12 protein-coding genes are annotated in these 13,418 nt (G+C 71.6%); 1 reads left to right on the top strand and 11 read right to left on the bottom strand.

Annotated elements, in window-relative coordinates; all coding sequences use genetic code 11:
- Positions 1 to 213 precede the first annotated feature (213 nt).
- From pyrF to pyrR, 8 genes are all read right to left on the bottom strand, one after another.
- Entirely contained in the window at positions 214 to 1,029 is an 816-nt protein-coding gene (pyrF, locus tag AB8735_RS08090) for an orotidine-5'-phosphate decarboxylase (protein ID WP_372411795.1), read from the bottom strand.
- A gap of 160 nt (positions 1,030 to 1,189) precedes the next feature.
- On the bottom strand, positions 1,190 to 2,293 hold the full coding sequence (locus AB8735_RS08095; RefSeq protein ID WP_372406355.1) for a quinone-dependent dihydroorotate dehydrogenase: 1,104 nt from the start codon (positions 2,291 to 2,293) through the stop codon (positions 1,190 to 1,192).
- Between the two features lie 80 nt (positions 2,294 to 2,373).
- Entirely contained in the window at positions 2,374 to 5,685 is a 3,312-nt protein-coding gene (carB, locus tag AB8735_RS08100) for a carbamoyl-phosphate synthase large subunit (RefSeq protein WP_344029653.1), read from the bottom strand.
- Positions 5,678 to 6,817 carry a glutamine-hydrolyzing carbamoyl-phosphate synthase small subunit gene (gene carA / locus AB8735_RS08105; protein WP_344029650.1) on the bottom strand — a complete coding sequence of 380 codons (1,140 nt, stop codon included), beginning with the start codon at positions 6,815 to 6,817 and terminating at the stop codon, positions 5,678 to 5,680. Before carA ends, carB begins: the two co-directional genes overlap by 8 nt.
- Complete coding sequence (locus AB8735_RS08110; protein WP_344029648.1) at positions 6,814 to 7,425, bottom strand: hypothetical protein; 612 nt, start codon at positions 7,423 to 7,425, stop codon at positions 6,814 to 6,816. The genes carA and AB8735_RS08110 overlap by 4 nt, the downstream gene beginning before the upstream one ends.
- Positions 7,422 to 8,708: a dihydroorotase gene (locus tag AB8735_RS08115; RefSeq protein WP_344029646.1), complete on the bottom strand. Its 1,287-nt coding sequence runs from the start codon at positions 8,706 to 8,708 to the stop codon at positions 7,422 to 7,424. The genes AB8735_RS08110 and AB8735_RS08115 overlap by 4 nt, the downstream gene beginning before the upstream one ends.
- Before the next feature lie 2 nt (positions 8,709 to 8,710).
- Positions 8,711 to 9,724, bottom strand: a complete 1,014-nt coding sequence (locus tag AB8735_RS08120; RefSeq protein ID WP_344029644.1) for an aspartate carbamoyltransferase catalytic subunit — start codon at positions 9,722 to 9,724, stop codon at positions 8,711 to 8,713.
- 87 nt (positions 9,725 to 9,811) lie between these two features.
- Entirely contained in the window at positions 9,812 to 10,393 is a 582-nt protein-coding gene (gene pyrR, locus AB8735_RS08125) for a bifunctional pyr operon transcriptional regulator/uracil phosphoribosyltransferase PyrR (protein WP_344029642.1), read from the bottom strand.
- A 230-nt stretch (positions 10,394 to 10,623) separates the two neighbouring features.
- On the opposite strand from pyrR, the gene bldD reads away from it, so the two are divergent.
- Positions 10,624 to 11,124, top strand: a complete 501-nt coding sequence (gene bldD / locus AB8735_RS08130; protein ID WP_004948690.1) for a transcriptional regulator BldD — start codon at positions 10,624 to 10,626, stop codon at positions 11,122 to 11,124.
- Positions 11,125 to 11,215: 91 nt separating this feature from the next.
- Here bldD and nusB read toward each other — a convergent pair whose 3' ends face one another.
- From nusB to AB8735_RS08145, 3 genes are read right to left on the bottom strand one after another with little or no spacing between them, the layout of a single operon-like run.
- Positions 11,216 to 11,644: a transcription antitermination factor NusB gene (gene nusB / locus AB8735_RS08135; RefSeq protein ID WP_344029638.1), complete on the bottom strand. Its 429-nt coding sequence runs from the start codon at positions 11,642 to 11,644 to the stop codon at positions 11,216 to 11,218.
- A 2-nt stretch (positions 11,645 to 11,646) separates the two neighbouring features.
- Positions 11,647 to 12,213 carry an elongation factor P gene (gene efp / locus AB8735_RS08140; RefSeq protein ID WP_185946186.1) on the bottom strand — a complete coding sequence of 189 codons (567 nt, stop codon included), beginning with the start codon at positions 12,211 to 12,213 and terminating at the stop codon, positions 11,647 to 11,649.
- Between the two features lie 49 nt (positions 12,214 to 12,262).
- The gene (locus tag AB8735_RS08145) at positions 12,263 to 13,369 is read right to left on the bottom strand and encodes a M24 family metallopeptidase (RefSeq protein WP_372406362.1); all 1,107 of its coding nucleotides are present in this window, start codon (positions 13,367 to 13,369) and stop codon (positions 12,263 to 12,265) included.
- Positions 13,370 to 13,418: the final 49 nt, after the last annotated feature.

Below are 13,418 nucleotides of genomic sequence, written 5' to 3' on the forward strand. Positions count from 1 at the left end.
GAACTGTCGGATAAGGACCGGTGAGAACCTAGTCGGCCCACACCTGGGGAGCAACGAGCAACGCGCTTGCACGTTCGCTCTTGTCGGAGACTAGCGGCCGATCCCGCTCCAGTCAGCGAGAACAGCGGAAAAGTCCTGGTCAGCCTTGCCCGACCAGGACTTTTCCAGACATACCGGCCATCAATTTCCCGGCAGGACGCTCCCCGGAGCCCCTCAGGCGGCCCCGGCCACGGCCTCGCGGACCTCGTCGGCGAAGCGCTCCGCGCTCGCGCGCAGGGCCGCCGCGTCGGGCCCGTGCCGCAGCACGCCGCGGCTGACGTTGGGGACGACGTCCCGGACGGCCGCGCCGAAGACCTTGGGCAGGTCCGCGGCAGTGGCGCCCTGGGCGCCGATGCCGGGGGCGAGCAGCGGGCCGTTGATGGCCAGATCGGCCTTGGCCGCGGCCAGGCTGCCGGAGAGCGTGGCGCCGACGACCGCGCCGTACGAGCCCATCGGCGCGGCCCCCGCGTTCTCCGCGCGCAGGTGGCCGAGCATCGTCGCCGCGACGCTCGCGCCGTCGGCGCGCACGGCGTGCTGCACCTCGGCGCCCTCCGGGTTGGAGGTCAGGGCGAGGACGAAGACGCCGGTGCCGCTCTCGCGGGCCAGGTCCAGCGCGGGGCGCAGCGAGCCGTAGCCCAGGTACGGGCTGACGGTCACGGCGTCGGAGAACAGCGGGGAGGCCGGGTCGAGGTAGGTCGCGGCGTAGGCGGCCATGGTGGAGCCGATGTCGCCGCGCTTGGCGTCCATGAGCACCAGGGCCCCGGCGGCGCGGGCCTCGGCCACGGTCCGCTCCAGGACGGCGATGCCGCGCGAGCCGAAGCGCTCGAAGAAGGCGGACTGCGGCTTGAGGACGGCGACGCGGTCGGCGAGGGCCTCGACGACGGTGCGGGCGAAGCGTTCGCAGCCCGCGACGTCGTCGTCCAGGCCCCAGGATTCGAGCAGGGCCGCGTGGGGGTCGATGCCGACGCACAGGGGGCCGCGGTCGTCCATGGCGGCGCGCAGGCGGGCGCCGAAGGGTTCGGCGGGGGGCTTGGTGGTCACGGGGGGTTCCTCCGGGGGACTGGGGAGCGGGTGGGCGGGTGCGGGCCGGCGGCCGGGTTGTGCCCACCCGTTCCGCCCTGCGGAACGACTGCCCACAACCCGGCAGAGGTCACCGGGCGGCAGCCCCCACCGCCTCGGCCAGCGTGGTGTACGGGCTGGCGGCCAGCTTCTCGGCGAGGCCGCGGTGGATGCGGCGGCACCAGAAGGGGCCCTCGTAGATGAAGGCGCTGTAGCCCTGGACGAGCGTGGCACCGGCCAGGATGCGCTCCCAGGCGTCGTCGGCGGTCTCGACGCCGCCCACGCCCACGAGGGTGATCCGGTCGCCGACGCGGGCGTACAGCCGGCGCAGGACCTCCAGCGAGCGCTCCTTGAGGGGGGCGCCCGACAGCCCGCCCGCGCCGATGGCCTCCACCGTGCGCTTGGGGGTGCGCAGCCCGAGGCCGTCGCGGGCGATGGTGGTGTTGGTGGCGATGATGCCGTCGAGGCCCAGCTCCACGGCGAGGTCGGCGACGGCGTCCACGTCCTCGTCGGCGAGGTCGGGGGCGATCTTCACCAGGAGCGGTACGCGGCGGCCGGTGACGGTGCGGTCGGCGGCCTCGCGGACGGCGGTCAGCAGCGGGCGCAGGTGGTCCACGGCCTGGAGGTTCCGCAGCCCGGGCGTGTTGGGCGAGGAGACGTTGACGACCAAGTAGTCGGCGTGGGCGGCCAGGCGCTCGGTGGAGGCGACGTAGTCGGCGACGGCCCCGTCCTCGGGGACGATCTTCGTCTTGCCGATGTTGACGCCGACGGTGGTCCGGAAGACCGCCTTCCGGGCAGCGAGGCGGGCGGCGACGGCGGCCGAGCCGTCGTTGTTGAACCCCATGCGGTTGATCAGGGCCCGGTCGGCGACCAGCCGGAAGAGCCGCTTCCGGGGGTTGCCGGGCTGCGGCTGGGCGGTGACGGTGCCGACCTCGACATGGTCGAAGCCGAGCATCGCCATGCCGTCGATCGCGGCGGCGTTCTTGTCGAAGCCGGCGGCCAGGCCGAAGGGGCCGTGCATCCGCAGGCCGAGGGCCTCGGTGCGCAGCTCCTTGTGCCGGGGCGCGAGGACGGCGGCGGCGAAAGTGCGCAGGACGGGGATCCGGGCGAGGGCGCGGATCCAGCCGAAGGCCAGGTGGTGGGCCTTCTCGGGGTCCATGCGCTTGAAGATCAGGTCGAAGAAGAGTCGGTACATGTCCAGCCTTCGGGGTCATGCCTTCGGGGTCATGGAGAGGGGGACACCGTCCGGTGTCCCCCTCCTCGGCCTGCGCTCCGTTACGCCCGGCGGGCGGCGGTGAGCTGCTCCGCGTGCTCCTGGAGCGAGCGGACGCCCACCTCGTCGCGGGTCAGGGCGTCGATGCCCTGGACCGCGGCGGCGAGGGCCTGGACGGTGGTCAGGCAGGGCACCGCCCGGGCGACGGCCGCGGTGCGGATCTCGTAGCCGTCGAGGCGGCCGCCGGTGCCGTACGGCGTGTTGATGATCAGGTCGACCTCGCCGTCGTGGATGAGCTGGACGATCGTCCGCTCACCGTTCGGGCCCGTCCCCTCGGACTGCTTGCGGACCACGGTGGCGTTGATGCCATTGCGCTTGAGGACCTCGGCCGTGCCGGAGGTGGCCAGCAGCTCGAAGCCCTGGGCCGCCAGCTCACGGGCCGGGAAGATCATCGCGCGCTTGTCGCGGTTGGCGACAGAGACGAACGCCCGGCCCTTGGTGGGCAGCGCGCCGTAGGCACCGGCCTGCGACTTGGCGTACGCCGTGCCGAAGACGTTGTCGATGCCCATGACCTCGCCGGTGGAGCGCATCTCCGGGCCCAGGACGGTGTCCACACCGCGCCCGGAAGTGTCCCGGAAGCGCGTCCAGGGCATCACGGCCTCCTTGACGGAGATCGGCGCGTCCATCGGCAGCGTGCCGCCGTCGCCCTCCGCCGGGAGCAGGCCCTCGGCGCGCAGCTCGGCGACCGTGGCGCCGAGCGAGATCCGCGCGGCGGCCTTGGCCAGCGGCACGGCGGTCGCCTTGGAGGTGAAGGGCACCGTGCGCGAGGCGCGCGGGTTGGCCTCCAGGACGTAGAGGATGTCCCCGGCCATCGCGAACTGGATGTTGATCAGGCCGCGGACACCCACGCCCTTGGCGATCGCCTCGGTCGAGGCGCGCAGCCGCTTGATGTCGAAGCCGCCCAGGGTGATGGGGGGCAGCGCGCAGGCGGAGTCGCCGGAGTGGATGCCGGCCTCCTCGATGTGCTCCATGACGCCGCCGAGGTAGAGCTCGTGGCCGTCGTAGAGGGCGTCCACGTCGATCTCTATGGCGTCGTCGAGGAAGCGGTCGATGAGGACCGGGTGCTCGGAGATGAGGCCCGCGTGCCGCTCCAGGTAGCCGGCGAGCGAGGGCTCGTCGTAGACGATCTCCATGCCGCGGCCGCCGAGCACATAGGACGGGCGGACCATGACCGGGTAGCCGATCTCGGCGGCGATGTCCTTGGCCTCCTCGAAGGAGAAGGCCGTGCCGTACTTGGGCGCCGGCAGCCCCGCCTCGCTGAGCACCCGGCCGAACGCGCCGCGCTCCTCGGCCAGGTCGATGGCCTCGGGCGAGGTGCCGACGATCGGCACACCGTTGTCCTTGAGCGCCTGGGCCAGGCCCAGCGGGGTCTGCCCGCCGAGCTGGACGATGACACCGGCGACGGGGCCCGCCTGCTGCTCGGCGTGGACGATCTCCAGGACGTCCTCCAGGGTGAGCGGCTCGAAGTAGAGCCGGTCGGAGGTGTCGTAGTCGGTGGAGACGGTCTCCGGGTTGCAGTTGACCATCACGGTCTCGAACCCGGCGTCGCTGAGCGCGAACGAGGCGTGGACGCACGAGTAGTCGAACTCGATGCCCTGGCCGATGCGGTTGGGGCCCGAGCCCAGGATGATCACGGCCGGCTTCTCGCGCGGGGCGACCTCGTTCTCCTCGTCGTAGGAGGAGTAGAAGTACGGGGTCTTCGCGGCGAACTCGGCGGCGCAGGTGTCCACCGTCTTGTAGACCGGGCGCACGCCCAGGGCGTGCCGGACCTGGCGGACGACGTCCTCGCGCAGGCCGCGGATCGCGGCGATCTGCGCGTCGGAGAAGCCGTGCCGCTTGGCCTCGGCCAGCAGGCCGGGCTCCAGCTCGGCGGCGGCGCGCAGCTCCTCGGCGGTCTCGTGGATCAGGAAGAGCTGATCGACGAACCAGGGGTCGATGCGGGTGGCCTCGAAGACCTCCTCCTGGGTGGCCCCGGCGCGGATGGCCGCCATGACGGTGTTGATCCGCCCGTCGGTCGGCACCGCCGCCTTCTCCAGCAGAGCCGCCTTGTCGCCCGGCGCGGAGACGAAGTCGAAGGACGAGCCCTTCTTCTCCAGCGACCGCAGCGCCTTCTGCAGCGCCTCGGTGAAGTTGCGGCCGATGGCCATGGCCTCGCCGACCGACTTCATGGTGGTGGTGAGGGTGGCGTCGGCGGCCGGGAACTTCTCGAACGCGAAGCGGGGCGCCTTGACCACGACGTAGTCGAGCGTGGGCTCGAAGGAAGCCGGGGTCTGCTCGGTGATGTCGTTGGGGATCTCGTCCAGCGTGTAGCCGACGGCCAGCCGGGCGGCGATCTTGGCGATCGGGAAGCCGGTGGCCTTGGAGGCGAGCGCGGAGGAGCGGGAGACACGCGGGTTCATCTCGATGACGATGACCCGGCCGTCCTCGGGGTCGACCGCGAACTGGATGTTGCAGCCGCCGGTGTCCACGCCGACCTCGCGGATGATCTCGATGCCGATGTCGCGCAGCACCTGGTACTCGCGGTCGGTCAGGGTCATCGCCGGGGCGACGGTGATCGAGTCACCGGTGTGGACGCCCATCGGGTCGAAGTTCTCGATGGAGCAGACGACCACGACGTTGTCGTTCTTGTCGCGCATCAGCTCCAGCTCGTACTCCTTCCAGCCGAGGATGGACTCCTCCAGGAGCACCTCGGTGGTCGGGGAGAGCGTGAGGCCCTGGCCGGCGATGCGGCGCAGCTCCTCCTCGTCGTGGGCGAAGCCGGAGCCGGCGCCGCCCATGGTGAAGGAGGGGCGGACGACGACGGGGTAGCCGCCGAGCGTGTCCACGCCGGCCAGCACCTCGTCCATGGTGTGGCAGATGACCGAGCGGGCGGACTCGCCGTGCCCGATCTTGGCGTTGACGGCCTCGACGACGCCCTTGAACAGGTCGCGGTCCTCGCCCTTGTGGATGGCCTCGACGTTGGCGCCGATCAGCTCCACGCCGTACTTCTCCAGCACACCGTTCTCGTGCATGGAGATGGCGGTGTTGAGCGCGGTCTGGCCGCCCAGGGTGGGCAGCAGCGCGTCGGGGCGCTCCTTGGCGATGATCTTCTCGACGAACTCCGGGGTGATCGGCTCGACGTAGGTGGCGTCGGCGATCTCCGGGTCGGTCATGATCGTGGCCGGGTTGGAGTTGACCAGGATGACCCGCAGGCCCTCGGACTTCAGGACGCGGCAGGCCTGGGTGCCTGAGTAGTCGAACTCCGCGGCCTGGCCGATGACGATCGGGCCGGAGCCGATGACCAGAACGGACTGGATGTCGGTGCGCTTAGGCACGCTGGCCCTCCATCAGGGAGACGAAGCGGTCGAACAGGTACGCGGCGTCGTGCGGACCCGCTGCTGCCTCGGGGTGGTACTGGACGCTGAAGGCCGGCCGGTCGAGCAGCCGGAGGCCCTCGACCACGTCGTCGTTCAGACAGACGTGGGAGACCTCGACACGGCCGTAGGGGGTCTCCGCCGGGCCGTCGAGGGGGGCGTCGACGGCGAAGCCGTGGTTGTGGGCGGTGATCTCGACCTTGCCCGTGGTGCGGTCCTGCACGGGCTGGTTGATGCCCCGGTGGCCGTACTTCAGCTTGTAGGTGCCGAAGCCCAGCGCGCGGCCGAGGATCTGGTTGCCGAAGCAGATGCCGAAGAGCGGGGTGCCGCGGTCGAGCACCTCGCGCATCACCGCGACCGGGTGGTCGGCGGTGGCCGGGTCGCCGGGGCCGTTGGAGAAGAACACGCCGTCGGGGTTCACCGCGTAGACGTCCTCGGCGGTGGCCGTCGCCGGCAGCACGTGGACCTCTATGCCGCGCTCGGCCATCCGGTGCGGGGTCATGCCCTTGATGCCCAGGTCGATCGCGGCGACGGTGAACTTCTTCGCACCGATGGCCGGGACGACGTAGGTCTCCTTGGTGGCCACCTCGGCGGAGAGGTCGGCACCGGCCATCTCGGGAGCCTGGCGGACCTCGGCCAGCATGGTGCCCTCGTCGGGCAGCGCGTTGCCGGAGAAGATGCCGACGCGCATGGCGCCGCGCTCGCGCAGGTGGCGGGTGAGCGCCCGGGTGTCCACCCCGCTGATGCCGACGACGCCCTGCTTGCGCAGCTCGTCGTCGAGGGAGCGGCGCGAGCGCCAGTTGGACGGGATCCGGGCGGGGTCGCGGACGACATAGCCGGAGACCCAGATCCGCGCGGACTCCGGGTCCTCGTCGTTGACGCCGGTGTTGCCGACGTGGGGGGCGGTCATGACGACCACCTGGCGGTGGTACGACGGGTCGGTCAGGGTCTCCTGGTAGCCGGTCATGCCGGTGGAGAACACCGCCTCGCCGAAGGTCGCCCCCACGGCCCCGTAGGCACGGCCGCGGAACGTGCGGCCGTCCTCCAGGACGAGTACGGCGGGGATCCTGCTCCCCGGGGTGGAGGTCGTCATCGTGCGCCTTCCGTAGTGCTGTTCGAAGTGGTGCCGGTCGAGGCGGTGCTGCTCGAAGCAGTGCTGTTCAAAAACGTGGTGAGGGCCTCGACCCAGGCGGCGTGCTCCGCCGGGTGGTCGGCGCGGAAACCGGAGTCGATCTCCTTGTCGCCGTGCCGCCAGGTGACGATCAGCAGGCCGCCCTCGGTGAGGACCTTGCCCGCGATGCCCTTGTCCAGGCGGGCGCCGCGCAGGGCGGCGGCGGGGACGAGGAAGTCCTGGGCGCCGGGCCGGACGACGGCCAGGCCCTGGTCCGTCAGGGTGAGCTCCACACGGCTGCGGGTGCCCAGACCGCGGGCCACGATGCGGTCGAGCCACTGGCCGGCGGTGGTGGAGCCGTGGTAGCGGCCGGCCATCGTCAGACGGGCCTCGCCCGGCTCCTCGGGAACGGCCGGCAGCTCGGGCAGGTCGCCCTGGAGCGTGCCGCGCCACTTCCAGCCCTCGCGCATCAGCCAGTACATGAGCGCGACGAAGAGCAGCAGGCCGACGACCCAGCCGGCCCTGGCCGCCCAGTCGGTGACCGCCTGCGACTTCTGCTCGTCCGCCAGGTGGGTGATGAAAGCTGTCACGTCAGATTCCCGTCCACGACCGTTGCCCGGCCCCGCAGGAAGGTGTGGGTGACGCGACCCGGCAGCTCGCGGCCCTCGTAAGGGGTGTTGCGGCTGCGGGAGGCGAAGCCCGCGGGGTCCACGGGTCCACGGTATGCGGAATCGAGGAGGGTGAGGTTGGCGGGCTCACCGGGGGCGACGGGGCGGCCGTGGCCGGCGAGGCGGCCGATGCGGGCCGGGGCGAAGGACATCCGGTCGGCGACGCCGGCCCAGTCCAGCAGGCCGGTGTCCACCATCGTGTGCTGGACGACGGAGAGCGCGGTCTCCAGGCCCACCATGCCCATGGCGGCGGCGCCCCACTCGCAGTCCTTGTCCTCGTGCGGGTGCGGGGCGTGGTCGGTGGCCACGCAGTCGATGGTGCCGTCGGCGAGGGCGGCGCGCAGGGCCATGACGTCGGCCTCGGTGCGCAGCGGCGGGTTCACCTTGTAGACGGGGTTGTAGGAGCGCACCATCTCGTCGGTCAGCAGCAGGTGGTGCGGGGTGACCTCGGCGGTGACGTTCCAGCCCTTGGACTTGGCCCAGCGGACGATCTCCACGGAGCCGGCCGTCGAGAGGTGGCAGACGTGCAGCCGGGAGCCGACGTGCGCGGCGAGGAGGACGTCGCGGGCGATGATCGACTCCTCGGCGACGGCGGGCCAGCCGCCCAGGCCGAGCTCGGCGGAGACGACGCCCTCGTTCATCTGGGCGCCCTCGGTGAGCCGGGGCTCCTGGGCGTGCTGGGCGACGACGCCGTCGAAGGCCTTCACATACTCCAGCGCGCGCCGCATGATCACGGCGTCGTCCACGCACTTGCCGTCGTCGGAGAAGACCCGCACTCCGGCGGCGGAGTCGTGCATCGCGCCGAGCTCGGCGAGCTTCTTGCCCTCCAGGCCGACGGTGACGGCGCCGATGGGCTGGACGTCGCAGTAGCCGGACTCCTTGCCGAGCCGCCAGACCTGCTCGACGACGCCGGCGGTGTCGGCGACGGGGAAGGTGTTGGCCATGGCGTGGACGGCGGTGTAGCCGCCGACGGCCGCGGCGCGGGTGCCGGTCAGGACGGTCTCGGAGTCCTCACGGCCGGGCTCGCGGAGGTGGGTGTGGAGGTCCACCAGGCCCGGGAGCAGGACCTTGCCCGCGGCCTCGATCACCTGGGCGCCCTCGGCGGACAGGCCTGCGCCGACCGCCTCGACGGTCTCGCCGTCGATGAGGACGTCCTGCGGCTCGCCGCCGAGGACCTGCGCACCACGGATCAGGATCTTGCTCATGGTTACTTCGTCTCCTCGGTGCGGGTGTTCGTGGCGACGGCGGACTCGGAGCCGCCGAGCAGCAGGTAGAGGACGGCCATGCGGATGGAGACGCCGTTGGTGACCTGCTCCACGGCGGTGCAGCGGCCGGAGTCGGCGACCTCGGCGGTGATCTCCATGCCGCGGTTCATCGGGCCGGGGTGCATGACGATGGCGTCCTCGGGCATCCGGGCCATGCGCTCCCCGTCGAGGCCGTAGCGACGGGCGTACTCGCGCTCGGTGGGGAAGAAGGCGGCGTTCATGCGCTCGCGCTGGACGCGCAGCATCATCACGGCGTCGGACTTGGGCAGCACGGCGTCGAGGTCGTAGGAGACCTCGCAGGGCCAGTGCTCGACGCCGAAGGGCACCAGGGTCGGCGGGGCGACCAGGGTGACCTCGGCGCCCAGGGTGGTCAGCAGGTGGACGTTGGAGCGGGCGACCCGGCTGTGCAGGATGTCGCCGACGACGGTGACCCGCCGCCCGGTCAGGTCCTGGCCGAGGCCCGCGTCGGGGCCGACCAGGCGGCGGCGCAGGGTGAAGGCGTCCAGCAGCGCCTGGGTCGGGTGCTCGTGGGTGCCGTCGCCCGCGTTGACCACCGAGCCGTTGATCCAGCCGGAGGTGGCCAGCCGGTGCGGGGCGCCCGAGTCGTGGTGGCGGATGACGACCGCGTCGGCGCCCATCGCCTCCAGCGTCAGCGCGGTGTCCTTGAGCGACTCGCCCTTGGAGACCGAGGAGCCCTTGGCGGAGAAGTTGATGACGTCGGCGGAGAGCCGCTTGGCGGCGGCCTCGAAGGAGATGCGGGTCCGCGTCGAGTCCTCGAAGAAGAGGTTGACGACGGTGCGGCCGCGCAGGGTCGGCAGCTTCTTGATCGGCCGGTCCGCGACCCGGGCCATCTCCTCGGCGGTGTCGAGGATCAGGACGGCGTCGTCACGGGTGAGGTCGGCGGCCGAGACGAGGTGGCCGCGGGTACGGGGGCTCCCCCCGGAGAGGTGCAGCATCCGGTGCTCCGTGGTGTGAGGGTGTGCGGGAGGCCGGGTCGGGGCAGGCGGAACCGCCGCCTCGCCCCGAGGGCTCGCGGAAGGGGGCTACTGCCCGTCGGCCGGGGCGGCCGCGCGCACGCCGAGGAGCACGCTGTCGCGCCCGTCCTCCTCGGTGAGCTGGACCTTGACCGTCTCCCGCAGCGACGTGGGGAGGTTCTTGCCGACGTAGTCGGCGCGGATCGGCAGTTCGCGGTGGCCGCGGTCCACGAGGACCGCGAGCTGGACGGCACGGGGGCGCCCGATGTCGTTCAGGGCGTCGAGCGCGGCGCGGATGGTGCGGCCGGAGAAGAGCACGTCGTCGACCAGGACCACGAGCCTGCCGTCGAGGCCCTCACCGGGGATCTCGGTGCGGGCGAGCGCCCGGGCGGGGCGCAGGCGCAGGTCGTCCCGGTACATGGTGATGTCGAGGGAGCCCACGGGCACGCTGCTGCCGGTGATCTCGGCGAGCTTGGCGGCCAGTCGGTGGGCCAGGAAAACGCCTCGGGTGGGAATGCCGAGGAGGACCACGTCGTCGGCGCCCTTGGCGCGTTCGACGATTTCGTGGGCGATGCGGGTGAGGACCCTGGCGATGTCCGGTGCTTCGAGCACCGGGCGCGCGGGACCTGCCGCGGATACGGTGGTGTCCATACGAAACGGACCTCCTTCTCCGCCTCACGGGACGGACATTAAAGGACGTCGGAATTGCGGGGTCCACCCTACCAGCACCGCCGGAGCGCTCCGGCCCCACCCCCTGACGGCGGAAGCGGTGGACCATTCGGCTTGACGAAGGCAGATTACGCTGCGTAACCTCACAGTGAGTTACCAGCCGCGCGGCAGTCGAAGAACCGCCGCACGTCGATACAGCGTCCGGGAGCTTTATGTCCAGCGAATACGCCAAACAGCTCGGGGCCAAGCTCCGCGCCATCCGCACCCAGCAGGGTCTCTCCCTCCACGGCGTGGAGGAGAAGTCGCAGGGTCGTTGGAAGGCCGTGGTAGTGGGCTCGTACGAGCGCGGCGACCGTGCCGTCACCGTGCAGCGCCTGGCCGAGCTGGCCGACTTCTACGGGGTGCCCGTGCAGGAGCTGCTGCCCGGCACGACGCCCGGCGGCGCTGCGGAGCCCCCGCCGAAGCTGGTCCTGGACCTGGAGCGCCTCGCCCACGTCCCGGCCGAGAAGGCGGGCCCGCTCCAGCGTTATGCGGCGACCATCCAGAGCCAGCGCGGCGACTACAACGGCAAGGTGCTGTCGATCCGCCAGGACGACCTGCGCACCCTCGCCGTGATCTACGACCAGTCGCCCTCGGTGCTCACCGAGCAGCTCATCAGCTGGGGCGTGCTGGACGCGGACGCGCGCCGCGCGGTCCAGCACGAGGACGCGTAGCGCCCCTCTTCCCGGCTTCTTGTGAGACGCCACTGAAACGCCCGTGGGGCGGGAAACCTTTCGGTCTCCCGCCCCACGGGCGTTTTCGGCGTCATGCGCGGCGAAGGCCGGGCTTCAGATCCTTGAAGCGGGCCAGCAGGCCATTGATGAAGGCCGGCGACTCGTCCGTGGAGAACTCCTTGGCGAGCTGCACCGCCTCGTCGATCGCCACGGCGTCCGGGGTGCCGTCCTCCCAGATGAGCTCGTAGGCGCCGAGCCGGACGATGTTCCGGTCGGCGGCAGGCATCCGGTCCAGGTCCCAGTCGACCGCGTAGGTGGCGATCAGCTCGTCGATCCGGGCCACGTGCTCGGCGTACCCCTCGACCAGCTGCATCGTGTACTCGTTGACCGGCGGCTGCCGGTCGTCCGAGCGCGAGTGCCGGACCCAGTCGGCGAGGACGTCCAGCACGGTCGCCCCGCGCTGGTCGGCCTCGAAGAGGATCTGGAAGGCACGCTTCCGGGAGTTGCTGCGAGCGCCCACGGTTAGCTGTTCACCCGGCCGAGGTAATCGCCGGTACGGGTGTCGACCTTGATCTTCTCGCCCGTGCTGATGAACAGCGGGACCTGGATCTCGTAGCCGGTCTCCAGCTTGGCGGGCTTGGTGCCACCGGTGGAGCGGTCGCCCTGGACGCCCGGGTCGGTGTGCTCGATGGTGAGCTCGACGGCGGCCGGCAGCTCGACGTAGAGGACGCTGCCCTCGTTCTGCGCGACGACGGCCTCGAAGCCCTCGATCAGGAAGTTGGCGGCGTCACCGACGGTCTTGCGGTCGATGTGCAGCTGGTCGTACGTGTCCATGTCCATGAAGACGAAGTACTCGCCGTCCATGTACGAGAACTGCATACCGCGCTTGTCGACGTTGGCCGTCTCGACCTTGACGCCGGCGTTGAAGGTCTTGTCGACGACCTTGCCGGACAGCACGTTCTTGAGCTTGGTGCGCACGAAGGCGGGGCCCTTGCCGGGCTTGACGTGCTGGAACTCGACGACGGACCAGAGCTGGCCGCCTTCGAGCTTGAGCACCATGCCGTTCTTGAGGTCGTTCGTGGAAGCCACGGTTGCGGAATCTCCTGGACTGAAGCTTGCGACCCCGAAGAGGCACGCGCTACAGCGCGAGCAGCTCCTTGGTCGTGATGGTGAGTAGCTCGGGACCGCCGTCCGCCTCGGGGCGGACGACGAGCGTGTCATCGATCCGGACGCCGCCCCGCCCCGGGAGGTGAACCCCCGGATCTACGGTGACCGGCACGCAAGCGTCCAGTTTACCCATGGCCGAGGGCGCCAGCCGAGGGTCCTCGCCGTTTTCGAGTCCGACGCCGTGGCCGACCCATGGACCGAGCCGTTCGGCGTGGCCCGCGGCGTCCAGCACCCGGCGCACCGCGCGGTCCACTTCACGGTACGGCGTGCCGGGCACGAGCGCCTCCCGCCCGGCCCGCTGGGCCGCGAAGACCTGCTCGTACAGCTCGATCTGCCACTCCGCGGGGGACGTCCCGATCACAAACGTGCGGGCGACCTCGCTGTGGTAGCCGCGGTAGTCGGCGCCCAGGCAGACGGTGAGGAAGTCGCCCTCCTCGACCCGGCGGTCGCAGGGCACATGGCCCATCAGCCCCGAGTCCGGCCCCGTCCCCACCGAGGTGGCGAACGCGGCCCCGGTCGCCCCGTGGTCCACCAGCCGCCGCTCCAGCTCCAGGGCCAGATGGCGCTCGGTACGGCCCACCAGGATCGACTCCAGCAGTTCCCCCAGCGCCTGATCGGCGATCTCGGCCGCGATGCGCAGACAGGAGATCTCCTCGTCGTCCTTGACCAGCCGCTGCTGCTCCACGGCCGGGCCCAGGTCGTCCAGCCGCAGCCCGGGGGCGACCGAGCGCAGGGCCCGGTGGCGCAGGACGGTCAGATGGTGCTCCTCCACCGCCACGGCACGGGCCCCGGCGGCCTCCGCCCGCTCCGCGGCCGCCACGGCCGGGTCGCCCTCGACGCTCGGCAGGACGAAGATCCGCAGGTCCCCGGCGGGCCGGCCGTCCCCACCGGCGTCGAACGGGTCCGCCACGCACAGCAGCAGGTCGTGCCCGGGCCCGACGAGCAGGGCCGACCCGGCCGGCACCCGGCCCGCGAGGTAGCGCACATTGGCCCCGCCGGTCACCAGGGCGGCGTCACTGCCACCGGCCACGCACCGCTCCAGCAGCCGTGCGCGCCGCTCCGCGTACACGTCGGACATGCTCCGAGCGTACGTTCGGCGGCCCGAACCGGCCTCTCCGGAGCATCCG

It is taken from the genome of Streptomyces luteireticuli (assembly GCF_041519305.1).
Lineage (GTDB): Bacteria > Actinomycetota > Actinomycetes > Streptomycetales > Streptomycetaceae > Streptomyces > Streptomyces luteireticuli.

Coding starts and splice junctions, on each gene's coding strand:
- carA (WP_344029650.1), bottom strand. CDS start 6,817: ATGACGACCTCCACCCCGGGGAGCAGGATCCCCGCCGTACTCGTCCTG.
- AB8735_RS08145 (WP_372406362.1), bottom strand. CDS start 13,369: ATGTCCGACGTGTACGCGGAGCGGCGCGCACGGCTGCTGGAGCGGTGC.
- pyrF (WP_372411795.1), bottom strand. CDS start 1,029: ATGGACGACCGCGGCCCCCTGTGCGTCGGCATCGACCCCCACGCGGCC.
- AB8735_RS08120 (WP_344029644.1), bottom strand. CDS start 9,724: ATGCTGCACCTCTCCGGGGGGAGCCCCCGTACCCGCGGCCACCTCGTC.
- AB8735_RS08095 (WP_372406355.1), bottom strand. CDS start 2,293: ATGTACCGACTCTTCTTCGACCTGATCTTCAAGCGCATGGACCCCGAG.
- pyrR (WP_344029642.1), bottom strand. CDS start 10,393: ATGGACACCACCGTATCCGCGGCAGGTCCCGCGCGCCCGGTGCTCGAA.
- AB8735_RS08115 (WP_344029646.1), bottom strand. CDS start 8,708: ATGAGCAAGATCCTGATCCGTGGTGCGCAGGTCCTCGGCGGCGAGCCG.
- bldD (WP_004948690.1), top strand. CDS start 10,624: ATGTCCAGCGAATACGCCAAACAGCTCGGGGCCAAGCTCCGCGCCATC.